Genomic DNA, 22359 nt, shown 5'->3' with positions numbered 1-22359 from the left:
TGATATTCTGGAGTATGCTTCCACGTTTCGTCGGGCGTGACCGCCAGCTGGCGGCCCTGCAGACCTTCTACAACGCCCCGGACACCCACCTCGCCACCCTGCGGGGACGCCGGCGCGTCGGCAAGAGCCGGCTACTCCTGCACAGTCTGGAACCCGGCCGGAGCGCGTACCATCAGGCTGCCCAGCTCACTCCCGACAGCAACTTCGGACGGTTCCGCGAGGACATGCACGCCGCCCTGCACGCCCTGCTGCCCGACGACCTCGCCAGCGACCTGACGCACGCGACCACCTGGCGCCCGCTGCTGCTGAGCCTCGCTCAGGCCGCGCAGCACCTGGGACGCCTGAGCATCGTCATCGACGAGTTCCCGTACCTCACCCGCAGCGACCCCACGCTCGAATCCGTCCTGCAGGAAGTGCTCGGCCGGATCGAAACGCTCGGGCAACCCCTGAAACTCGTGCTGTGCGGCAGCTCCATCAGCCAGATGGAAGCGCTGCTGGAACACAGCTCTCCCCTGTTCGGGCGCAGCGACCTGAACCTCACGCTGCACCCGATGGATTACCTGGAAAGCGCCGCCTTCACGCCCGCCTGGTCCCCAGCCGAACTCCTGCACGCCCGCACCGTGTTCGGCGGCATGCCCCGCTACCTCAGCCTGCTCGACGACCGCTCGGGCGTGGGCGACAACTACGAACGGCTGGTCCTGGACCCGGACGGCGCGCTGCACGAGGAGACCACCCGCCTGCTGAACGCGGAACTGAGCGAACCGCGCGTGTACGCCTCGATCCTGATGGCGGTCTCGCAGGGCCGGACGAAAGCCGGGGAGATCATCACGGCGGCCGGCCTTCCTCCCAGCAGTCTGCAGAAGTACCTGGAGCGGCTGGAGGAACTCGGGCTGGTGCAGCGGCGGCGTTCCGTGAACGCCACGCCGGCCGCGAAGAACCTGCGTTACCGGCTGGCGGACCCCTTCATCGCCAGCTGGCACCGGTACGCCCTGCCTCACCTCAGCGCCCTGCGGGTCCGGGGCAGCCAGGGCGCCTGGGCGCGGTTCGTCGCGCCGACCATCGACCTGGACCCGGCCGCCGCGCCGGCCACGTTCGAGGACGTGAGCCGCACGTGGGTGGCCCGGCACATGGATGAATTCTGGACGGGTGAGCACGGCGAGATCGGCACGCTGATCCAGGGCAGCGGACAGCAGGCCGCCGAACTGGACGTCGCGTGCGCCCTCGGGCGCGGGCAGCAGCGGCGCTGGCTGCTCGGGGAATGCAAGTGGCAGGAGCAGCCGGTGGATCACTGGGCGCTCCGGCAGTTGCAGGACAACGCCGCCCGGCACCTGGGCACCGCCGAGGTGGAGCGGTGGCTGCTGTTCAGCAGGGCTGGATTCCACGCGAGCCTGACCGCAGCGCCGCACCTGCGCCTCGTCACGCTGGACGAACTGTACGCTCCCGCGACCGGCCCGTGATGCGGCCAGGAGCGGTCAGCGGGTGCGGGTCAGGGTGCAGGTGGGCTGGCTGATCAACGCGCCCGTGTTGATGTACAGTTGCGCGGCCCTGACGGTCGCGGGTTGCATCAGGTCGCCCGTGACGAACAGGCCGCGCTGGGCTTCGTTCAGGCGGGCGTGCGGCGTCCGGACCAGGCAACTGTAACTGGCGGGTGGGACCTTCCCGGCCGGCTGGGAGATCAGGCGGGTCGCGGCGATGAAGACCGGGTCGCGGTCCTCGGGATCGTAGAACATGTCGTCCTGGAACCGCTGGTGGCCGGCGGTGGTCACGGTCGGCTGGAAGGCCGCGCCGCCCCGCCCGACCGCGCGGGACGCGCCGAGGGTGAAGGTCACGGCGCCCGGCAGGGCCGCGACGGGCACGTCGGCTTTCATGGTCCACGTCTGCCCGGCCGCGAGGACCGGCGTAACAGGAGCGGGACCAGCCGGGGCGGGCGGCCTGGCCAGGGCGAAGGAAGCGAGCGCCAGCGCGGCGCAGGGCACACCAGGATGGAGACGGGGCATCGGTAGGGCGGAGTACCACCGTCCATCAGGGGCGCGGAGGGCCGCCAAAGCCGGACGGCGGCCCGTCCCCGGTCAGGGCGCGCGGACGGGCCGCGTTTCGGGCAGGTCGTCCCGGTGGCGGAGGTACGCCCGCCAGGTGACGCGCCCGGCGAGGACGGTGGCGGCGCCCACGCTGGCCGCGACACCCGCGAGCGGCGGGAGGGCCAGCAGCGCAGCGGTCACGCCGGTACCCGCGCCCGCCACGACGATGACCGGCAGGCGGCGACGCAGGGCGCGCTGAACGCAGCGGCGGGTGTGAGCGTGACGGCGACGGTGGTTGGATTCGAAGATGACGGAACTCACGCTGGGCAGTATGGCAGGGAACGGCGTTCCGGTCGGTTGTTGTTGACCGGCCCCGACGGCGAGCGCCCCGGGCGGGTGGGCCTGGGGCGCGTGAGGGTGGGCTGTGTTCAGGGGGCGTTCAGTTGCTGGGCGTGGCGGGCGGGGTCAGGCGGTGGTAGTTGTAGTTGTAGTAGTAGCCCTGGTTGCTGCGGTTGACCTTGTTGATCACGACGCCCATCAGGGGCGCGCCGGTGCTGGCGAAGGTGGTCAGGACGCGCTGCACTTCCGGGACGCTGGTCTCGCCGCTCTCGACGACCAGGATCATCCCGTCCAGCTGACGGCCGATCACGTACGCGTCGGCCAGCGCGAGGACGGGGGGCGTGTCGATGATGACGATGTCGTAGTTCTGGGCCCAGCGGCGCAGCAGGTCCGGCAGGTCCGGGCGGGACAGCAGGCTGGCGGCCTTACGGCCGGTCTCGCCGGCGGGGAGGACGTGAATGCCGCCGCCGACATCCAGGGCGCTGGCCTGGTTGGGATGCTCGATGGCGATGGTGACGTCGCAGCGCAGCGGGACGGTGTTGCCGGGCAGCGCGACCCAGGGGCGACCCGCGACGGACCAGTACTCCTGCTGCGATGGGCGGTGCAGGTCCAGGTCGATGACGAGGACGCGTTTCCCGGCCGAGCTGTAGGAGGCGGCGGTGGTGGCGACGACGGTGCTTTTGCCCTCGGCGGGGCGGGGGCTGGTGACGGCGATGATGGCGTTCTGCTCGGGGAGGCTCGCGGCGAGGTTCACGCGGATGAACCCGCTGGGTTCGTACAGGTCGCCGGTGCGGGCGAGGCCGACCATCGCGCCGCGTTTGGCGCGGGCGAGGCGGGGCAGTTCCCCGAGGGTGTTCACGCCGAGCTGCAGCAGGTCACTGGCGTTGCGGATGCGGCGGCGCAGCGCGTCGAGGAGCAGGGCGACGCCGGCCCCGGCGAACAGGCTGAGCAGGAACACCAGGGCGGCGTTACGGGTGGGTTTCGGCGCGACGGGCCGGCGGGGCGCGTTCGCCTCGGCCAGCAGGGTCAGGTTGCCGCTGGCGCCCTCCTCGAACACGGTCGCCTGCGAGAGGTTCAGCAGGAGTTGCCCGCGCGCGGCGACGAGACTCTGCGCTTCGAGACTGCCGGGCGTGAGCGCCCCGAGGCGGGCGTTGAGGTTGTCGAGTTGCCGCTGGAGGTTCTCGCGGGCGCGGGCGACGCCGCTGCGGGCGCGTTCGACGTCCCAGGCGAGCAGGGCGGTCGCGGCGGCGTTCGCGAGCACGCGGGCCGCCTCGGGACTCTCGGCGCTGGCCTTGAGGTCGTACACGCCGCGCTGCTGCTGGTCGAGGCGGGCCTTGACGGTCACGCGGGCGTACCGGTCGTTGGCGAGTTCGTTACTCAGGTCGGCGGTGATCTTCGCCTTGATGTCGGCCGGCAGGCCGGACTTACTGATGATGTCCGTGATGCGGGCGACACTGGCGCGCGAGTGGATGACCTCGTCCACCGCGCCCTGCGGGAGCTGGCTGGCCGTGACGGACGCGCCCTTGAGGGTGTCGTTGGACGTGTCCGGCATGCTGGACATCAGGCTGGTGCCCGCCTCGAAGGTGGGCGCCTGCCGGCTGCTGACGAGGTACGTGACGCCGGCCAGGACGACGGGCGTGACCGCCAGGGGAATCCAGGCGCGGCGCAGGGTTTCGAGCACCTGCAGGAGATCGATGTCGTCGGAGGAGCGGCGGGGCGTGTCGGGGGTCAGGGTCATGAACGGTGAGGCCTCTTGGGTGCAGTCAAGCCGCGCGGGTCGGCGGGCGTGTCGAAGTCGGGGAGTGAACCGGCGTCAACCGGGGAGAGGACAGCCGGGTGGAAGGCGGCCGGGTGGGCGTCAGTAGGCACCGGCGCTGCGCACCACCGCCCGGAAGGTCCGCAGCAGGATCACGGCGTCCAGCCACACCGACCAGTTCCGGACGTAGTACGGGTCGTGCTGGATCATGCCCTCGTTCCCGGCGTCGCTGCGTCCGGACACCTGCCACAGGCCGGTCATGCCGGGCCGCATCTCGCGGCGCAGGTGCTGCACGAACGCGGGCAGCAGGTCGTGATGGTAGGAGGGCAGCGGCCGGGGGCCGATCAGGGCCATCTCGCCCCGCAGGACATTCACGAGTTGCGGCAGTTCGTCGAGGCTGGTCTTGCGCAGGAACCGGCCAGTGCGGGTGATGCGCGGGTCGCGGCGCAGCTTGAAGTTCGCTTCCCACTCGGCGCGCAGGGCGGGATCGCTCGCGAGGCGTTCCTGCAGGACGGCCTCGGCGTTGGGCACCATGGTCCGGAACTTCCAGGTGTCGAAGCTCACGCCGCCCAGCCCGACGCGGCGCTGCAGGAACAGCGGACTCTGCCGGTCTTCCAGCCAGATCAGCAGGCCGACGAGCAGGCACAGCGGCCCCCAGACGGGCGCGGTGACGGTCACGGCCGTCAGGTCCAGCAGGCGCTTGGTGCGCCGCGCGACCGGATCGGCCAGCTTCTGGTTGAGGCGCACACCGAGAATCCCGCCCAGGTCGTGCGTGCGCGCCCACAGGGACTGCACGTCGAACAGGTCGGGAATCACGATGACGCTGCGGTACACGCTGAGCGGCCCGTCGAGCAGTTCCACCTGCCGCGCGCGGGGCGCGCCGGGCATCGCGAGAATCGCCACCGGCGTCTCGTACGTCCAGCTGCTGGTCGGACCGGCGACGGGCACGCCGTCGAGTTGCGTGCCCTGCCGGTGCGGGGCGTCGTCGAACACCGCGACCGGGTGGTACCCCAGGCCGGGCTCGTCGTGCAGGGCGCGGATGACGCGCTCGCCGGTGGCGGCCCCGCCGTACACGACGACCGGCACGCCCCACAGGCCGCCGCGCAGCAGCGCGGACTTGACGAGGCTGCGGGCGGCCAGCAGCAGCGGCGTGAGCAGCGCCAGCAGCAGCAGGTTCGGCAGTTCCCGCGCGACACTCTGGTGCGCGATGAACCCCGACAGGCCACTGCCGAGCAGCAGCAGCGCCGTGATCTGCACGGTGTAGCGCAGTTCCGCGACGATGCCCAGGCCCCAGCCGGGCAGGAGTTTCGCGCCGAACGTCAGGATGGCGTGCAGGATGAACAGCGCCGCCCAGCGGGACGCGGGCAGCGTCAGTTGAGGCGCCAGGACATGCATGAGTCCCCACGCACTCCCCCACGCCAGGAGGTTCCCGGCGAGCAGGGCGGCGGCGTTCAGGAGGCGGCGGCGCAGGAACGCGTTCGCACGGCGGGCGCGGGTCAGGTTCCGCTCACGCAGTGGAGGCCCGTCCAGCCACTCTTCGGCAGTCGATTGTGAAGGCGGCTTGAGCACCATGAAGGAAGTATAGGTGATGGGGCGGGGGTTTCTCACGTACATTGACCGCTCCCGCAGTTCATGAAGCTGTGGGGATCCCTATATCTGCCCAGGCGGCAGAGGCGCGGATGATAGACTCATGGCAGTCATGAGTGAGACGGTCAGCCCTGAAGGCACCACCGGTTTCCTCTGACGCTGCGCGCCGACCGCCGTTCCCGCCGCGCCACGCGATCCCTGACCGCTCCTGACCCTCCGAGGTACTCCATGAAGAAGTTCATCCTGTCCGCTGCCCTGCTGTCCGTCGCCCTTCCTGCCGCCCTGCCCGCCGCCCTCGCGCAGGCCACGCAGACCCGCGCGCCCGCCGCGACCGGCACCGACGTCCTGAAAGCCATCCTGAAAGCCAAGGGGCTCGTCCTGACCGACGCGCAGGTCGCCGCGATCCTCGCCGGCCTCCAGCCCGGCAGCGCCTCCGCCGGGCCGTACGCCGCCCTGCTGGGCATCTCCCCCGAATCCCTCACCTCCCTGCTGAGCGCCAAGACGACCGCCGTTCCCGCAGCCGTCGCCCTGAAGGCCGTGCTGGAAGCCGCGCGCCCCGCCCCCCGCCCCGGCGAGACGCCCAAACCCGTCAGCCTCGCCGCCGTCCAGCAGCTGCTGGCCAGCAACCCCAGCCTGTTCACGGGCTCTGTCGACTCGGTCGCGAAACTCGTGGCCGACCCGGTTGCCGCGAGCACGCTGGCCAACCGCGCCGAGGTCATCGCGAACGCCCCCGTCACGCCCCGCGGCGGCGGGAACTGACCCCCACGCACGGCTGAGCCCCCACGCCGCCCCCACCGGGGCGGTGTTTTCATGCCCCTCCCCTGCCCCTCCTGCCCTTCCTGCTCCCACGGTGGTGACCTTTCCCTTGACCCAGCGTTCCTTGACCCAGCGCAGCATTCCCTTCCCCTGGCCGGTCGCGTTCCTCGCCGCCGCCGCCCTGATCTTCCCGGCCCGGCAGGCCGTCACGGACCTGCGCACCACGGACCTCCTGACCCGCGCGCAGACCGAACAGAACCGCCTGGAATTTGACGCCTCGCTGAACGCCATCCGGCAGGCCGCCGCCCTGAACCCCCGCGACGCCCGCGTGCAGCAGCGCCTCGCCGAAGGTGCGCGCAGCCTCTGGTACTTCCGGGGCACCGACGCCCTGAAAACCGAGGCGGAAACCGCGTTCGCCGCCGCGAAACGCCTGAGCCCCAGCTGGCCCAAACCGCACTACGAGCACGCCCGCATGTACGCCTTCCGGCAGGAGTACGCCCGCGGCCTGACCCTCCTGCAGGGCGCCATCGACCGGGACCCGAACAACGCCGCGTACTGGCTGGAACGCGCCCGCTACCTCGAACTGGCCGGGCAGACCGCCCAGGCCAGGGGCGCCTACGACCGCTGCCTGACCCTGAACCGCAACGTCGGGGAATGCCGCGACGGCCTTCAAGCACTCGAGGGCCGCCCATGACCGCCCCCACCACCGACACCACCGCCCATGCGCCCACCCTGCGCGCCCGCGTCGCCCGCACCGCCGAATGGACCGCCCTGCTCGCCGCGTGCCTGACCATCGCCTGGGGTCCCCTGGCGCAGGGCAGTGCCTTCGGCTGGGGCTTCAGCGGCCTGATCCTGCTGGGCAGCGTCACCGTCGCCCTGACCCTGATCGCCACCGGCCTGCGCGGCCGCCTGGACCTCCCCAACCCCCTCATGACCCTGAGCGCCCTGGCGTTCCTGGGCTGGGTGTGGTTCAGCGCCAGCGGCGCCCCCGACCACCTGGAAGGCCTGCGCTGGGCCGGCATCTGGACCGCCACCCTCGGCACCGCCCTGTGCGTCCACGCCCTGGCCCGCACGCACGCACGGCAACAGACGGTCCTCAGCGCGTTCCTGCTGACCGGCGGCGCGGCAGTCACCCTGGCCCTCTTACAACAGCAGGGGCACCTGATCCCCGGCTTCACGTACCTGGACGGCGTACCCGAGAAGATCCTGACCGGCCCGTACTTCCACCCGAGCCACTACAGCGGCTACCTGATCACCGTCGCCGCCCTGACGGGCACCGTCCTGCTGAACACCCGCCCCGGCTGGCACACCCTGCCCATCCTGGCCCTGGCGGCCGGAGCGCAGTACACGAACCTGTTCACGGACGGCAGCTCCATCCCAGCCGTCATGCTGGCCGCCGGCGTGCCCGTGATCGTGTGGGCCTGGAAACACCGCCCCTGGGCCGGGGTTACCCTCTCGGCCGCCGCGCTGGCTGCCGCCGCATGGGTCGTGATCACTCTGACGACACCCGCCGGACAGGCGCAGTTCAACGCCCTGAAAGGCCAGTTCGGGATCGAAAGCCAGAACTTTGAAGGCTTTGTTCAGGGGCGCGAGGACATTCACTGGTTCGGCGTGTCCATGTGGGAAACACACCAGTACCGGGGCAGCGGTGTAGGCCAGTGGGGAACCGAGTACCAACGCTACCGCCCGGAACCCGCCGAGGGGATAGCCAGCACCTACGTCAACTACGCCCACAACGACGCCCTTCAGGTCGCCGCCGAACTGGGACTGATCGGCGCGGCGCTGCTGGCCGTGACCCTGCTGGTCAGCCTGATCGGGCGTGGCTGGACGCCCCTGGCCATGACCGGGGCAGCGGCCCTGCCCGTCTACCTGTTCACGGGCCTGTACGACAGCCACCTGAGCGCCATTCCCGGCACCATGATCGGCGCGTACGTGCTGATCCTCGGCGCACGAGCCCTGCGGCCTGCTCCACCCGCCCGGCCTGAAGTCCCGGCCCCGGTTCCCGTGGATCTGAGCTTCTGACCCTGTAGCCCACAGGAAACGCCGGTCACCCTTTGCAGCGGTGACCGGCGTTTCCTGTGCCCTTCGATGCGTTCAGCCGCGAATGTTCCCGGCGGCCCGTTCCTGCAGGAACCAGTCGTACGTCTGCTGCACGCCGGTCCGCAGGTCGGTGCGCGCCGACCAGCCCAGCCCTGCCAGACGCGACACGTCCATCAGCTTGCGGGGCGTGCCGTCCGGCTTACTCGCATCGAACACCAGTTCTCCCGTGAAGCCCACCACGTCCGCGATCAGTTCCGCCAGTTCACGGATGGTCAGGTCCACGCCCGTGCCCACATTGATCGGCCCCGGCTCGGACACGTGCTCCATCAGGAACAGGCATGCATCCGCCAGATCCTCCACGAACAGGAACTCCCGCAGCGGCGTGCCGCTCCCCCAGACTTCCACGGTCGCCGCGCCCGCCTCTTTCGCCTCGACCATCTTGCGCATCAGGGCCGGCAGCACGTGCGACCCCTTCAGGTCGAAGTTATCCCCCGGCCCGTACAGGTTCGTGGGCATCCCACTGATGAAATCCGACCCGTACTGCGTGCGGTAGTGGTCACACAGTTCGATCGCGGCGATCTTCGCCACCGCGTACGCCCGGTTCGTCTCCTCCAGCGGGCCGGTCAGCAACGCCTCCTCACGCAGCGGCTGCGGCGCCAGCCGCGGGTAGATGCAGCTGCTGCCCAGGTTCAACAGCTTACGCACACCCGACCCGTGCGCCGCGTCGATCACGTTCGCGGCGATCATCAGGTTGTCGTACAGGAACTGCGCCGGGTACGTGCTGTTCGCCAGGATGCCGCCCACCTTCGCCGCCGCCAGGAACACGAACTCCGGCCGCTCCTGCGCGAAGAACGCCCGCACCGCCGCCTGATCCCGCAAGTCCAGCTCCCGACTGGACCGCGTGATCGCATTCGTGAATCCCTCGGCCTGCAGGCGGCGCAACACTGCGCCCCCCACCAGACCGTTATGGCCCGCCACGTACACCCGCGCGTCCCTCGGCAGCGGACCCGACACCCACTCTGCCGCCGTCATCAGGTGTTGCCGATGCCCTTCAGGGCCACCTGATGCCCGGCGTCCAGCAGCGTCTTCTCCTGACGGGCCAGTTCCAGGTCATGCTCGACCATCTCGGTCACCAGCTCGTCGAAGCTCGTGCGGGGCGTCCAGCCCAGCACCGCGTTCGTCTCGGACGCGTCACCCAGCAGGTAATCCACTTCCGCCGGGCGGAAGTAACGCGGATCGACCTGCACGTAGTCCTCGTAGTTCAGGCCCACCTGCGCGAAGGCCTTCTGAGCGAACTCGCGCACGCTGTACGCCTCGCCGGTGGCGATGCAGTAATCGCGGGGCGCGTCCTGCTGGAGCATCATCCACATGGCTTCCACGTAGTCGCGGGCGTGACCCCAGTCACGCTTGGCGTCCAGGTTCCCCAGGAAGAGTCTGTCCTGCAGTCCCATCTTGATGCGGCCCACCGCGCGGGTGATCTTGCGGGTCACGAAGGTCTCGCCACGCCGGGGGGATTCATGGTTGAAGAGGATGCCGTTGCAGGCGTACATGTCGAACGCCTCGCGGTGGTTCACGGTCTGCCAGTAGGAGTACACCTTGGCCACGGCGTAGGGGCTGCGCGGGTGGAAGGGCGTCTGCAGTCCCTGGGGGGGTTTGGCGGCGCCGAACATCTCGCTGCTGCTGGCCTGATAGAAGCGGACCTGCTTGCCGGTGCGTTCCATGAAGTCACGGATCGCCTCCAGCAGACGCAGCGTGCCCAGGCCCACGATGTCCGCCGTGTACTCGGGCTGGTCGTAACTGACCTTCACGTGCGACTGCGCGCCCAGGTTGTACACCTCGTCCGGCTGAATGCGTTCGACCAGCATCCGCAGACCGGAGGAGTCCGAAAGGTCGCCGTAATGCAGGAACATCCGAGTGTCCGTTTCATGCGGATCACGGTAGATGTGATCGATCCGGTCCGTGTTGAAAGTGCTGGCGCGGCGGATGATGCCGTGAACCTCATAGCCTTTGCTTATGAGAAGCTCCGTCAGGTAAGACCCGTCCTGCCCCGTGATGCCCGTAATCAGTGCTTTTTTCATTGTGCCGCCCCTTTCCTGCCCAGAACTTTCTCTTTAAACAATTGCCGTGCAAACAGAGCCACAAACCGTGGGTTGTGCTTCGCATACCGTTTCCACAACCGCTTCGGCTCCATCACCAGACGGAACAGCCACTCCAGCCCCAGCCGCTGCAACACTGCCGGGGACTGTTTCACCCTACCGGAATGGAAGTCGAACGCGGCCCCCACACCCAGCATCACCAGCGGCAGCCGATCACGGTGGTTGTACATCCACCACTCCTGCTTCGGGCAACCGATCCCCACGAACAGAATGCGGGCGCCCGAATCCAGGATCTCCTGGGTGTACGCGTCGTCCTCTTCCTGCGTTAGCGCCCGGAACGGCGGGGCAATGGCACACGCAATCTGAATACCCGGGTACTCGTGGTGCAGGAACGCCTTGAAGTCCAGCAGGCTCTCAGGCGTCCCACCATACAGGCCTATAGCCACACCTTCACGTGCGGCGGCTTCGCACACATGTAGAGTCAGTGTAGGACCATAAACACGTGCGGCCTCCTTATGACCAAGGAGTTTGAGTGCCCAGACCAGTGGAACACCATCTGGCAGAACTAGGTCCGCGGTATTGATAACTTTTTGAAATGCAGAATTATCATAGCCTTCCATAAGCATATGGACATTCGCAGCATGGACTCTTATTGATATAATCTCATTTGCCTGTTTTAAAATATAGTTAGCAATACTCGCATATTCGTGTTTTTCAAATCTTGTCATTGTAGATTTTATCAGCATAATATGATAATTTGATGATCTAGAGAAGTTATTCATTATATTATTCCCGATACATTTGAATAGATTTCGATTAATGATTTCAGATTTTTATTATTTGTATAATTCATTTCATACTTCCTTTTTGCGTTGGCCGAAAGAGACTCCCTTAAATCAGCATCGTCAAGAATACCCCTTATTCTGTCGATAGTTTTACTATCCATTTTGTCAAAAACCAATCCATTTACTGCATGATCAACGATTTCACTCAAGCCGCCTATATTTCTACAAACAACCGGCAATCCGCAGGCAAATGCCTCTAATATTGTCATAGGCATTCCCTCATACCATTCAGATGGGAATATAAGAAGCTTTGCCGATCTCATAACTTTAGGCACCTCACTGGGATCTAAAGAGCCTGCATATTTTATATACTCACACTCAGCCTCTTTGACCGTATCAATAAGTGGACCATTACCAAAAACTGTCAATCTTATGTCAATACCCTCTTCCTGCCAGAATTTAATGAGATTGCTAATGCCTTTTTCTTCCGATAGTCTACCAATATATACTAAATCAATTTTTTCTTCTATTGTTGTATTTTTGTTATCAATCGTCGTAGAGTTTGGCTTGATTCTTATTTTATTATCCGGGATGCCATTTGAGACAAGATAATTCTTTGAGAAGCTTGTTAGCGCTACGTATGTATGAATTATTTTACTCACATTTAACATTTCATTGAATTGGGATATGAGCACCGCGCCCAATGACGTCAAATACTTTTCTCTATAGCATTTGTTTTTCACAGCGCTTATCTTGTTTACACGCGTGCAATTCAAACATAACGCACCGTTCCTATAATGAGTACCTTTTATGCAAGTTAGTCGGAAATTGTGGACAGTTTTGATTACAGGGACTCTGTTGAGTTTCGCAATTAGATAAATAGACGATGATAAGTAAGGAAAATCATTGTGCACATGTATAAGTTTAGGCCTGTGCTCTCTAATCATTTTCCATACTCTGCCCGCTTCTCTAAAATTAAATATAGATTGCAGAAAAGATATTAGAGGGTTATTTGATAATTGATGATTAGACGTGTCGTACTTAATTACTTCAAAGTAAGAAGCCAGGATTTTAGTCTCGGAGTCGAATACTGCATCCTCTCCGCCATATTGAGTATATCTATTATGGACTACAATAATCTTATTCATTAAATGCCTCTCTTATGGTCTCAACGATTTTTTCCGCATTCCATAGAATATTTGGGTTAACCTCATGTACCACTTTATCAATTAGCATTTCTAAGGCTTTATCTATGGCTTCATCGTTGAGTGGGTCAAATCTGTTTTCTGGCGGCAGAAGATCGAGAGCGCCTCCCGCATATATAGATGCCATAACCGGAATCTTGAATTGAATAGCTTCGTTAATAATCAAGCACCAAACATCTTCTAAAGTTGGGGCTATTAATCCGTCGGCATTATTATATACTTCCCGCATATTTCCATATGGAACGCCTGATTTAAATGAAATAAATTTTTCATATCCAGAAATTTGGGATACAAAGCTATCGAATAATGGTCCGTCACCTATTATAGTTAGTACAAAATCTCTATTAGCTGATACTCTTTTCGCAGATTCAATTAACTGACCGATACCCTTCCTATCTATTAATTGTGCTACATAGATAATATTCGGCACACTATTATCTATCTTATGATCGAACTTTTCTGATAAATCATTGACGCGAGAATAATTTTGTATCTCTATAATTTTATTTTTTTTCACTCCTAATGACATAATATATTCACTAGATGATGGGCCGTACGTTATGATCGAATTATTAAATTTTACTATAAATCTCCGGAGTAATTTTTTCAATTTTCCGATATCCCGCTCAGTGTGCATAGTTCCGCCCCACCATATAGCAAAATCAACGGAAAACAGACGGCTATATAGTAAACAGACTAATGATCTAAAACCAAATTCATTAGATATTATATATCTGGGTCGAAGTCTATATAAGTAGAAAAATAGCAAAGGATTTAAATGAATATACCTATAATTATATATCGTATTATTTTTTATGATAGGAATCGGTATCGTGAAACCCGGAACCTTCCTTCCAATTCCACTGTACCATTTCTTACGATTATCCTCCCTTCCCGTAAACAGTATTTCAGTATTGAATTGCTTCATAAATTCAACATATATATCAACTTTGTATGGTGCGACTATATTAGTTACTATAACCATTTTATTCCGCTGTTTCATTTTACTGTTCTCTTAAACATTGACAGGTATGATTTATATATTTCCGAATTATCAATCATTTTTACTGACAACTGGCAGTTAGTCTTCAATTGGCCCATTTCTCTATCAGATATGTTCACAATGTTATTAAGGCACCTTTCTAAGGATTCATAACTGTAAGGATCAAAGATCCATCCATTGTTTTGATTAATCAACTCGCTTACAGCTTGACTTCTATTGCTACCGAGAACTGGAACACCTAAGCTTAGCGATTCATTTACTACTAGACTCCAGCTATCAGCAATTGACGGCACAACGCACACATCCTGATGCGATAGAATTTCCTCTATTTCGAGCGATTGTCTAAAACCATAGAATGAGATTTTAATTTTCTCTGTTGCAAATTTTTTGAGATCAGCATGTTTGAAATCAGCTTCCTCGCCAATAATAGAAATAACAAACGACCTATCTGACTGCATGCTGTACCTATAGAGATGCTCCAAAAAATTATATATACCTTTTCTCTCAGAGAGAGAGCCAATATAAATAAACTTTGGAGACTTTGGATCCCAATCCTCCTTATTAATATGGGTTTTAAAATTATCGCATGAATAATGTATTTTATCAATCTTGCTTGCTGCCTGAGGGTAAAGACCTATTATATATTTTTTGCCATCTTCGCCATTTACCAATATTTTGCTTGCTTGCTTTATCATAAAGACTCTAAGGGCCCTTATGAATAAGTTATCGATTTCGGTATATATTGAACCGTCAAAATGTATTATAACCGAACAAGACTTGTTGAAAATCGCAAATAAAATTACAAATAACGTCCGCAATCCCATTTCTGCCGAGAAAACTACGTCAGCTTTCAGTTTTTTGAGTAAAAATATTTGTCCTATTGGAATGTAAAAATAGGATGAGTATTTAAATCCCGACTTATGCCTTCGACTCCTTTTTATCGATAAGCCCATCTGCTTGATTACATTTATGCTAGGATTTTCTTTACTCCACAATCTGTTCTTCTCGACATCAGTATTAACAATTACAATCAACTCCTCCACATGCGCCGCTATATTCTCTAGCAGCGTAGTTCTGTATGGAGGAATAAAGTTCGTTAACCATACTACTCTCACTTTCGCAATACCTTAATTAATCTAATAGCTCTCTTGGCAAGTATATTAGATCTCATAATTTTCGAAAGAATTATTGCCTTTATCTTAATACTACTTCTAACACATTCTTTGACAAGAATATTAGCTCTTCTTGCATCACTATTAATATATTGCTCTCCATTAATTATTGATTTAAATGTACTTAATGCCTTATCGGTAACATCTAGTAAATTATAATTCTTCAATACAAATTTTCTTGAAATCGAACCTATTCTTTGCATTTCCCCTTTATCGGATATTATTGATCCAATATTATTTAAAAGCTCTGTCCTATTTTTGCAATAAAGCCTGTCATCAACACTCGACAGTATTTCATATTGTGCATTATTTCTCCAAATATTGCCGATCGAAAAAACGGGAATCTCACACATCATAGCCTCAATAATCACTAGTCCGAAAGATTCACCAATTCTAGCTGAGTGAACAAAAATATCCATAGCGTTATAGCATTCCAGCAAACTGCTATCGTCATTAATGCGATCAATCAAAATAATTCTATTTCTAAGCGAATTATCGAGACCACGAATCTCGCTAAGAATGCTAGGCGGACTTCCTACCAGAAGAAGCCACACATCCAAATTCATTTTTGCAATTTCTTTGAATATATATACTATATCTGGAGTCCATTTAGCTTCAATAGCTTGGCCCACACGGCCAATTACAAACGCATCAAGCGGAATACCAAAATCTTTTCTAAAGGATTCCCCCTTGTCTTTATCACTATAGAAAACAGTTGTGTCTATTGGGTTTGGCAGAACGCTACATCTGTTTTCGCTTTTAGATATATTCAACCACTCCCACATAGACCAATATGAAACATGGAAATGATGTGCGAAAGATTTTCCTATATTGGTATTATCAGACCAACCAAAAACATTTGTCTCAATAAGATGAGTATCCGGCATTAATTCTTTAATTGTGGCGACTATCGCATCTGAATAACCGCCATTGCACCCTTCACGGTGAACATGCACAATGTCATAATTAAAATTATTATTTTCTATAAATTCATCTAGAGTAAAAACTTTTACACCACTAGAAATAAGCTGACTGTGTCGGACTCCACTTTTATCTGGTGTAATTATAATACTTTGATGACCTTTTCTAAGATAGTTGGTTGCAAAATTCTGCGCTGTTCTCTGCGTACCACCAATACCTAGGTCAGAAACTAAGGTAATAATATTCATAATTCAGAAACCTCCCTTTTTTTAAGTCCCATCCCTATTACTATTCCTAAAGGAATCATCACGAAGCTATATACAATGGTGTTATCTGTTATCATGGATATTAAAAAACCTCCTACTGAATATAAAGCTATACTAGAATAAGTATTTTCTGATTTATATAGCCTTATTATAATTGATATTAAGAAAATAAAGTAAATTCCAAGACCTAGGATCCCAAAATCATTCAATAGCCTAAGATAGTCATTATGCCCCTGCTCTGTGTAAAAATTTGCTGACATTATAATCTCGGTGTCTCCAATTCCATTGCCAAGATATCTGTTTTCACTCCATCTGGATAAAATCAGATCCCAGAAATTACTTCGCCCTTCTCCATTAATAGCAATACCTCCATAGTTTAGACTAGTATCTCCACTTATAAATCTTTCAGAGAATCCAAAAAATATCTCTGCATTCCAGTAGAATAGAATCGCAGCCAAAAATATTACAATTGATAATCTATAAAAAAATGTTTTAAAGCCAGTCACCAAACTTTGAAACAACAGCATAAATAAAGCTATCACAAAAACAGTGCGCGATCCGCTAACAAGTATTGAAAATATGTACAGCGATATTATCAAAACACTTCTTATATTATTAGTGGCCCTTATTAGAATAAATGGAAAGAATATAATAGATGTGAGCGCAATACTCCTAATGCCAATGAAATTCAAGTCGTAATTTCGGAGAATACTAAATAGGATAGTTATTAATGAAAGAATTATAATATAAATCTCTATATATCCCAAACCATACTTACGTCTATTAATTACAGAAAAGTAATATTCGAAATTCCAGATACCACTTAAAATTGCACCAAAAAACACTAGGTAAGCCAAAAGATTTTGCAAAGAATTACTATTTAGTGACTTAAAAGACAAAACGGCATACGATATGAACAAAAGATAAAACAGCGCAATCGCAATAAATTTTTTAGGATATTTGTAATCTAATACTGAAACAAGTACAAGCAAAATTAAAACCAGAACAAGCAAACTATTTATTGATATTTCCCCGATTCTATATTTTGTCAAATAATCGGAAAGAAGAAAAGACAGAATCATTATATTAGGAATGAATTTTTTCATATGCTTCCTTCGAAATAAAACTATTCTTTCTGAAAACTAAGACACCTTTTACGATTTCAGCAAACAGTCGTGCTATCGCAATACCGTATATCCCAAATAAAATACAAAGCGGGGGAAGTAAAATTATACAAGCAATAGTACTTATTAGTTGATACCTTGCAACTAGATTGGGGTATCCGAGTGAACTCAATATAACACCTTCTATTTGCGATAAAACTAAGGCAACACTGGTTAATCCGACAATTGGTATTAAATTGGCATAATTGGCATAATTCACGTTATCAAAATAGAATCCTACAAAAATACCTCTGTTTAGGGTTATTATAGCAACAATGATAATTAGACAGGTTATAGCTATTATATAGATGCTGCGTATATTAAAAATTAACTGGACGAGTTTAGACTTCTCACTTTTTGGAATCTGAGAGTAGGTAAAATTTCCAATGCCCGTCATAACAGGATTCATAAACCCAAATAGATTAATCATAGCTTGTAAAACACCGGCTCCGGTCGTACTGTCTACTATCTTACTAACCCAAACTAAAAACTGACTCGTCAAAATCATGTAAATTACAGTCAGAACGTTAGATCTACCAGATATAAATCCTGACTTTATATATTTAACATCAAATTCCAGCTTAACATTCACGTACTTTCGTATTCCCAAAAAGTAGACTATTGATGCCATCGTCATCGCAATAAAATACGAGAATGCGACATCATTAATTGTTTTCTGTGAATAAAAAACGAGGGAAAGGCTAGTAATTGCGACTAGGAAATCGGAAAAAACAATGAGCTTGTATAAATTAAGGGAGTTAGCAATTTTTCTTAGGGAATCTAGGAGTATATATACGAATGCAAGCAGAAAAAAGGCAATTTGACTTCCAGGACTATATATCCACGCAATTATACCGACGAGCCCAGAAGATACGAGAGCCATAAAGGAAATTGACCCAATGATTTGGCCATAACGTTCATTATCTGAGAAAAAGTCGAAATTTTGCTGAAAAAAGTATATAGCCGTCGCTGAAATGAAACCATTAGAGATTAATATTATGCCAAAGATGATATAATAATGGCCGAGATCTTCACCATTAAAGCTTCTGGCTATCAAGATACCTATTAGAAAGTTGGCCGCACTGACAAGTCCTTGAGCCAGTACAGAAAGTAGAGCTCGTAGTTCTCGATTAATTATTTAAATCACCAATCATATTTTCAATTCCGGAATTCAAGGGTTTAGCAAGAAACTCCCCGATAACTTCGCGCCTACGCATTAGGCATGGCCTACGCTTGACTGGATCATCAGAAGGGAGTAAATGAAAATCATGATGAAGAGGTTTTTGGAGTACATCCCTCAATATCTCAATCAGTTGCAGCATCGTAAATTCTTCATCATTGCCTAAATTCACCGGCTCGTGGTATTTCACCATCATCAAACGGCTAATCCCTTCCACCAGATCATCTATGTATTGGAAGCTTCTGGTCTGGCTACCATCGCCGTACACAGTGAGCGGTTCGCCGCGCAGGGCCTGGTGGACGAAGTTGGTGATCACGCGGCCGTCGTCGGGGCGCATGCGGGGGCCGTAGGTGTTGAAGATGCGGATGATGCGGGTGTTCACGCCGCGGCTGCGGTGGTACGCCATGGTGATCGCCTCGGCGTAGCGTTTGGCCTCGTCGTAGCAGGAGCGCACGCCGATGGGGTTCACGTTGCCCCAGTACGTCTCGGGTTGCGGGTGCACCAGGGGGTCACCGTACACCTCGCTGGTACTGGCGAGGAAGAACCCGGCGCCGTGCGCGTGCGCGAGTTCCAGGCCGTTCTGCGTGCCCTGCGCGCCGACCATCAGCGTCTCGACGGGGAACTGCTGGTAGTGGGGGGGGCTGGCGGGGCTGGCGAAGTGCATGACCCAGTCGAGCTTGTCGCCGGTGTAGGGGATACCGTGGCTGACGTCCGCCTCGATGAACGTGAAGCGCGGGTGCTCACGGAACAGGTCGGTGTTGCTGACCTGCCCGCTGATGTAGTTGTCCACGCCGATGACGGTGTGCCCCTCGTTCAGGAAGCGTTCGACGAGGTGGCTGCCGACGAAGCCGGCGCTGCCGGTGATCAGGATGCGCAGCGGGTCGCTGGTGGCGGTGCTGGGGACGTGCGTTTCGGGCATGGGGTCAGTGTGCTGGGGGTCTGTCATTGGCGTACCTGCTTCAGGTGGTGAGGGTGCGGCGTTCGCCGATGGGGGCGTCCCGGCCGATCTGTTCGACGTGCGCGTCGACGGGCGTGCGGATGATGTTGCGGGCGTCGATGATCAACCGGGTGCGCATGCCGCCCAGGTGGGCGTTCCAGTCGAGGTCGCGGTAGTCGCGCCATTCGGTGGCGATGATCACGGCGTCCGCGCGGTGCAGGGCGTCGGGGATGCTGGTCGCCTCGCGGTACGTGAGGTGCTGCCATTCACGGGCGGCGCGGGGCATGGCGATGGGGTCGTGGGCGGTGACGGTCGCGCCCAGCTGGTGCAGGCGGGCGATCAGGTCGTGGGCGGGGGCGTCGCGCAGGTCGTCGGTGTCGGGCTTGAAGGCCATGCCGAGGACCGTGACGCGTTTGCCCTTCAGGGTGCGCATCTGGCGCATGAGTTTGTCGATGATCACCTGCCGCTGGCGGGTGTTCACGTCGATGGCGGCCTGGAGGATGGGCATGTCGTAGCCGTGTTCGCGTCCGGCGCTGATCAGGCCGGCGGTGTCCTTGCCGAAGCAGCTGCCGCCCCAGCCGGCCCCGGCGTTCAGGAAGCGGTGCCCGATGCGGGTGTCCATGCCGATGCCGGTGGCGACCTCCTCGATGTCGGCGCCGACGCGTTCGCACAGGCCGGCGATCTCGTTCGCGAAGCTGATCTTGAGGGCCAGGAAGGCGTTCGCGGCGTACTTGATCATCTCGGCGCTCTGGAGGGTGGTGGTGACCAGGGCGGGGCGGGTGTACGCGTGCGGGCGGGGGGCGACGGCGGGCGGCGTGAACGTCTGCTCGATCAGCGGGGCGTACAGGCGGGCCATGAGGTGCAGGGCGTCCGGGTGGCCACCCAGCACGATCCGGTCGGGGTACAGGCTGTCCTGCAGGGCGGTGCCTTCGCGCAGGAATTCGGGGTTGCTGACGACGCGGTGGCGTTCGTGGTCGTAGCCGGGCGCGTGGTCTTCCAGCAGGCGCTGCACGTAATCGCCGGTGCCGATGGGCACGGTGGACTTGTTCACGATGACCTGCGCGTGCCCGTTCAGGTGCGGGGCGATGCTGGCGGCGGCACTCACGACGTACTGCAGGTCGGGCGTGCCGTCCGGGCCGGGAGGCGTGCCGACGCAGATGAAGATCACGTCCGCCTCGTGGACGCTGTCGTAACTGGTCGTCCAGGTGAGGCGGCCCTGCACGCTGGCGAGCAGGTCGTCCAGGCCGGGTTCGTGGATGGGCACCTGCCCGGCGCGGAGCAGGTCGATCTTGTCCTGGCTGATGTCGATGCCGGTGACGGTATGCCCGATGTGCGCGAGCAGCGCGGCCGTGCCGAGGCCGACGTAGCCGGTTCCGATCACGGCGACTTTCATGGAGTCATGGTTCATGGGGTTCCTCCGGTGCTGGGAAGTGGGGAGGGTAAGGGGGAGCACTTGTGTGGTAGGTCCGCTCAGCCGTCTATCCGCAGGGATGAGTCGTTGCGTAGCGGCGCATGAACGATCCCTTCATGTACGGCAGATTAACACTGTGTGATCGGCAAAGGTAGGTAAATGTGTGCATTTGGAACCCGGGGGGCCTTCATGAAGGCTTTCCCGCATGGCGACGGTGTTTCCGGGTCGCCAGACGGGCCGTTGGGTGATCCTCGGGTCAGCTGGAATCGGTCCGGTGAGGGCTCATGCCGGTGATTGTGCAGGGTGGGGCGTTAAGGAAGCGTTAGGGGCCGGGCTGAGGGCTGGGGCGCGGGGTGAGGCGGCGTTTCGCGCAGCGTGCCGAGGCCGGCGCTGACCGTGACGGGCCGCAGCAGGACTTCCTCGTCGCTCCAGCGGATGGCGGCGCCGCCCGGGGTCAGGTCGGCCTGGGTGGCGAGGTGCGGGATGTCCTGGGCAGTGGTGGCCCGGCGGGACGCGCGGCCTGCCGCCTGAACGCTAGCCTGCAGGCATGATCTTCCCCGAGTTCACGGCCGAGCAGGCTGAGGTGGTGACCCGCGCTGTCCGCGCCGTTCAGGAGCACGCTCCGGCGTGCGAGGCGGCGCAGGACGTGACGCCGGGGGCGGCGCTGGCCCTGTCGAACAGCGGGTACACGCGCCTGACCGTGCCCGCGCAGGCCGGGGGGTTGGGTGCGGGCCTGGGTGTGTTCGCGCGCGCGCAGGTAGAGGTGGGCCGCGCGGACGCCAGCCTGGCGCTGATCCTGGCGATGCACGGGCACGTGACGGGCGCGGCGTTTCAGGGGCGCAGCCTGCCGCCGCATCTGCTGGACGCCGTGGCGGGCGCGGGTGTGCGCGGTGAGTTGCTGAACGCGCTGGCGAGCGAGCCGGAGCTGGGCAGTCCGTCGCGTGGGGGCCTGCCGCGCACGGCGGCGACCCCGGACGGCAGCGGCTTCGAGAGTGGCGTGTGGTTCGTGACGGGCCGTAAGACCTGGAGTACCGGCGCGCGGGCGCTGCGCTGGGCGCTGGTGTCGGCCGCCACGCCGGACGGGCGGGTGGGCCGGTACTGGGTGGACCTGCGTGGTGAGGGCGTGCGGGTCGAGCCGACCTGGCAGGGCGCGCTGGCCCTGCGCGGCAGCGGCAGTCATGACGTGGTGTTTGACCGGGCGCCCGCTGCGCTGCAGGCCCCGCCGGCTGTGTCTCATCCGGCGAGCAGCGCGTGGTTCTGGACGGCGGTGGCCGCCACGTACCTGGGTGTGGGCGAGGCGGCGCTCGGCGCCCTGCGCCGCTACGCGCACGAGCGGGTGCCGACCGCGCTGGGCGCCCCGATTGCCACGCTGCCGCGCGTGCAGGAGACGGTGGGCCGCATCGGGGCGCAGTTGCTCTCGGCGCGGACGCTGCTGGCACACGCGACCGCCACCTGGGACGCGCAGCCCGGCGCGGGGGCGGTTCCGCTGATCGGGGCGGCCAAGGCGGTCTGCACGAACGCCGCCGTGGACGCCGCGGACCTCGCCATGCGCGCGGCCGGGGGCGGGGCGCTGACGGCCGCGTTGCCGCTGGGGAAGCTGCTGCGGGACGCCCGCGCGGGCCTGACGCACCCGCCGGGCGAGGACGCCGCGTTCACGGCGTACGGCGCGGCGCTGCTGGACGCCCCTGACCGGGCGTAGGCGTCATACGGATTCCGTTTGTTTC

General features: G+C 58.1%; 21 protein-coding genes. 6 read left to right on the top strand and 15 right to left on the bottom strand.

The annotated features are described in order from the left end of the window. Window positions 1-14: 14 nt before the first annotated feature. Window positions 15-1457, top strand: coding sequence for an ATP-binding protein (locus tag BXU09_RS14805; protein ID WP_168174626.1), 1443 nt, complete (start codon window positions 15-17; stop codon window positions 1455-1457). A gap of 15 nt (window positions 1458-1472) precedes the next feature. Here BXU09_RS14805 and BXU09_RS14800 read toward each other — a convergent pair whose 3' ends face one another. From BXU09_RS14800 to BXU09_RS14785, 4 genes are all read right to left on the bottom strand, one after another. Next, entirely contained in the window at window positions 1473-1997 is a 525-nt protein-coding gene (locus BXU09_RS14800; RefSeq protein ID WP_144012260.1) for a hypothetical protein, read from the bottom strand. Window positions 1998-2069: 72 nt separating this feature from the next. Next, window positions 2070-2339 carry a hypothetical protein gene (locus BXU09_RS14795; RefSeq protein ID WP_078305119.1) on the bottom strand — a complete coding sequence of 90 codons (270 nt, stop codon included), beginning with the start codon at window positions 2337-2339 and terminating at the stop codon, window positions 2070-2072. 118 nt (window positions 2340-2457) lie between these two features. After that, window positions 2458-4095 (bottom strand): polysaccharide biosynthesis tyrosine autokinase, encoded by a 1638-nt coding sequence (locus tag BXU09_RS14790; protein ID WP_078305118.1) that lies wholly within the window; start codon window positions 4093-4095, stop codon window positions 2458-2460. A 120-nt stretch (window positions 4096-4215) separates the two neighbouring features. Beyond that, window positions 4216-5685, bottom strand: a complete 1470-nt coding sequence (locus tag BXU09_RS14785; RefSeq protein ID WP_078305330.1) for an exopolysaccharide biosynthesis polyprenyl glycosylphosphotransferase — start codon at window positions 5683-5685, stop codon at window positions 4216-4218. 243 nt (window positions 5686-5928) lie between these two features. On the opposite strand from BXU09_RS14785, the gene BXU09_RS14780 reads away from it, so the two are divergent. The 3 genes from BXU09_RS14780 to BXU09_RS21970 all read left to right on the top strand — a co-directional run bounded on the left by BXU09_RS14780 (window position 5929) and on the right by BXU09_RS21970 (window position 8478). Beyond that, complete coding sequence (locus tag BXU09_RS14780) at window positions 5929-6459, top strand: hypothetical protein (protein ID WP_078305117.1); 531 nt, start codon at window positions 5929-5931, stop codon at window positions 6457-6459. A 106-nt stretch (window positions 6460-6565) separates the two neighbouring features. Beyond that, window positions 6566-7150, top strand: a complete 585-nt coding sequence (locus BXU09_RS14775; protein ID WP_240501383.1) for a tetratricopeptide repeat protein — start codon at window positions 6566-6568, stop codon at window positions 7148-7150. Continuing rightward, on the top strand, window positions 7147-8478 hold the full coding sequence (locus BXU09_RS21970) for an O-antigen ligase family protein (protein ID WP_078305116.1): 1332 nt from the start codon (window positions 7147-7149) through the stop codon (window positions 8476-8478). Before BXU09_RS14775 ends, BXU09_RS21970 begins: the two co-directional genes overlap by 4 nt. A 72-nt stretch (window positions 8479-8550) precedes the next feature. Here the strand turns inward: BXU09_RS21970 and BXU09_RS14765 are convergent, their stop codons facing one another. The 11 genes from BXU09_RS14765 to BXU09_RS14725 form a co-directional block, all read right to left on the bottom strand. Then, the gene (locus tag BXU09_RS14765) at window positions 8551-9528 is read right to left on the bottom strand and encodes a GDP-L-fucose synthase (protein WP_144012258.1); all 978 of its coding nucleotides are present in this window, start codon (window positions 9526-9528) and stop codon (window positions 8551-8553) included. After that, window positions 9528-10574, bottom strand: a complete 1047-nt coding sequence (gene gmd, locus BXU09_RS14760; RefSeq protein ID WP_078305115.1) for a GDP-mannose 4,6-dehydratase — start codon at window positions 10572-10574, stop codon at window positions 9528-9530. The genes BXU09_RS14765 and gmd overlap by 1 nt, the downstream gene beginning before the upstream one ends. Beyond that, a complete protein-coding gene (locus BXU09_RS14755; RefSeq protein WP_240501381.1) occupies window positions 10571-11320 on the bottom strand; it encodes a WecB/TagA/CpsF family glycosyltransferase in 750 nt (249 codons plus the stop codon). Before BXU09_RS14755 ends, gmd begins: the two co-directional genes overlap by 4 nt. A 53-nt stretch (window positions 11321-11373) precedes the next feature. Beyond that, window positions 11374-12525: a glycosyltransferase family 4 protein gene (locus BXU09_RS20360; protein ID WP_144012256.1), complete on the bottom strand. Its 1152-nt coding sequence runs from the start codon at window positions 12523-12525 to the stop codon at window positions 11374-11376. Then, a complete protein-coding gene (locus tag BXU09_RS20985; RefSeq protein ID WP_168174625.1) occupies window positions 12518-13099 on the bottom strand; it encodes a glycosyltransferase in 582 nt (193 codons plus the stop codon). The genes BXU09_RS20360 and BXU09_RS20985 overlap by 8 nt, the downstream gene beginning before the upstream one ends. Before the next feature lie 482 nt (window positions 13100-13581). After that, window positions 13582-14628, bottom strand: a complete 1047-nt coding sequence (locus tag BXU09_RS14740) for a glycosyltransferase family 4 protein (protein ID WP_144012255.1) — start codon at window positions 14626-14628, stop codon at window positions 13582-13584. 68 nt (window positions 14629-14696) lie between these two features. Continuing rightward, window positions 14697-15926, bottom strand: a complete 1230-nt coding sequence (locus tag BXU09_RS14735; protein ID WP_078305325.1) for a glycosyltransferase family 4 protein — start codon at window positions 15924-15926, stop codon at window positions 14697-14699. After that, window positions 15923-17050, bottom strand: coding sequence for an O-antigen ligase family protein (locus tag BXU09_RS20355; RefSeq protein WP_144012253.1), 1128 nt, complete (start codon window positions 17048-17050; stop codon window positions 15923-15925). Before BXU09_RS20355 ends, BXU09_RS14735 begins: the two co-directional genes overlap by 4 nt. Next, window positions 17031-17699, bottom strand: a complete 669-nt coding sequence (locus BXU09_RS20350; protein ID WP_144012251.1) for a hypothetical protein — start codon at window positions 17697-17699, stop codon at window positions 17031-17033. The genes BXU09_RS20355 and BXU09_RS20350 overlap by 20 nt, the downstream gene beginning before the upstream one ends. 538 nt (window positions 17700-18237) lie before the next feature. Beyond that, window positions 18238-19206: an NAD-dependent epimerase/dehydratase family protein gene (locus tag BXU09_RS14730; RefSeq protein ID WP_078305324.1), complete on the bottom strand. Its 969-nt coding sequence runs from the start codon at window positions 19204-19206 to the stop codon at window positions 18238-18240. A 40-nt stretch (window positions 19207-19246) separates the two neighbouring features. Then, the gene (locus tag BXU09_RS14725) at window positions 19247-20632 is read right to left on the bottom strand and encodes a UDP-glucose/GDP-mannose dehydrogenase family protein (protein ID WP_078305112.1); all 1386 of its coding nucleotides are present in this window, start codon (window positions 20630-20632) and stop codon (window positions 19247-19249) included. A gap of 356 nt (window positions 20633-20988) precedes the next feature. Between BXU09_RS14725 and BXU09_RS20345 the strand changes: the two genes are divergently transcribed. Together BXU09_RS20345 and BXU09_RS14720 are read left to right on the top strand one after the other, a co-directional pair. Further along, on the top strand, window positions 20989-21186 hold the full coding sequence (locus BXU09_RS20345) for a hypothetical protein (protein ID WP_144012250.1): 198 nt from the start codon (window positions 20989-20991) through the stop codon (window positions 21184-21186). Continuing rightward, window positions 21183-22334: an acyl-CoA dehydrogenase family protein gene (locus tag BXU09_RS14720; protein ID WP_078305111.1), complete on the top strand. Its 1152-nt coding sequence runs from the start codon at window positions 21183-21185 to the stop codon at window positions 22332-22334. The genes BXU09_RS20345 and BXU09_RS14720 overlap by 4 nt, the downstream gene beginning before the upstream one ends. Window positions 22335-22359 lie beyond the last annotated feature (25 nt).

This window comes from Deinococcus sp. LM3 (genome assembly GCF_002017875.1).
In the GTDB taxonomy this organism is placed as follows: domain Bacteria; phylum Deinococcota; class Deinococci; order Deinococcales; family Deinococcaceae; genus Deinococcus.
The sequence above is the reverse complement of the archived record's forward strand: the minus strand, read 5'-3'. Positions and strand labels throughout refer to the sequence as shown.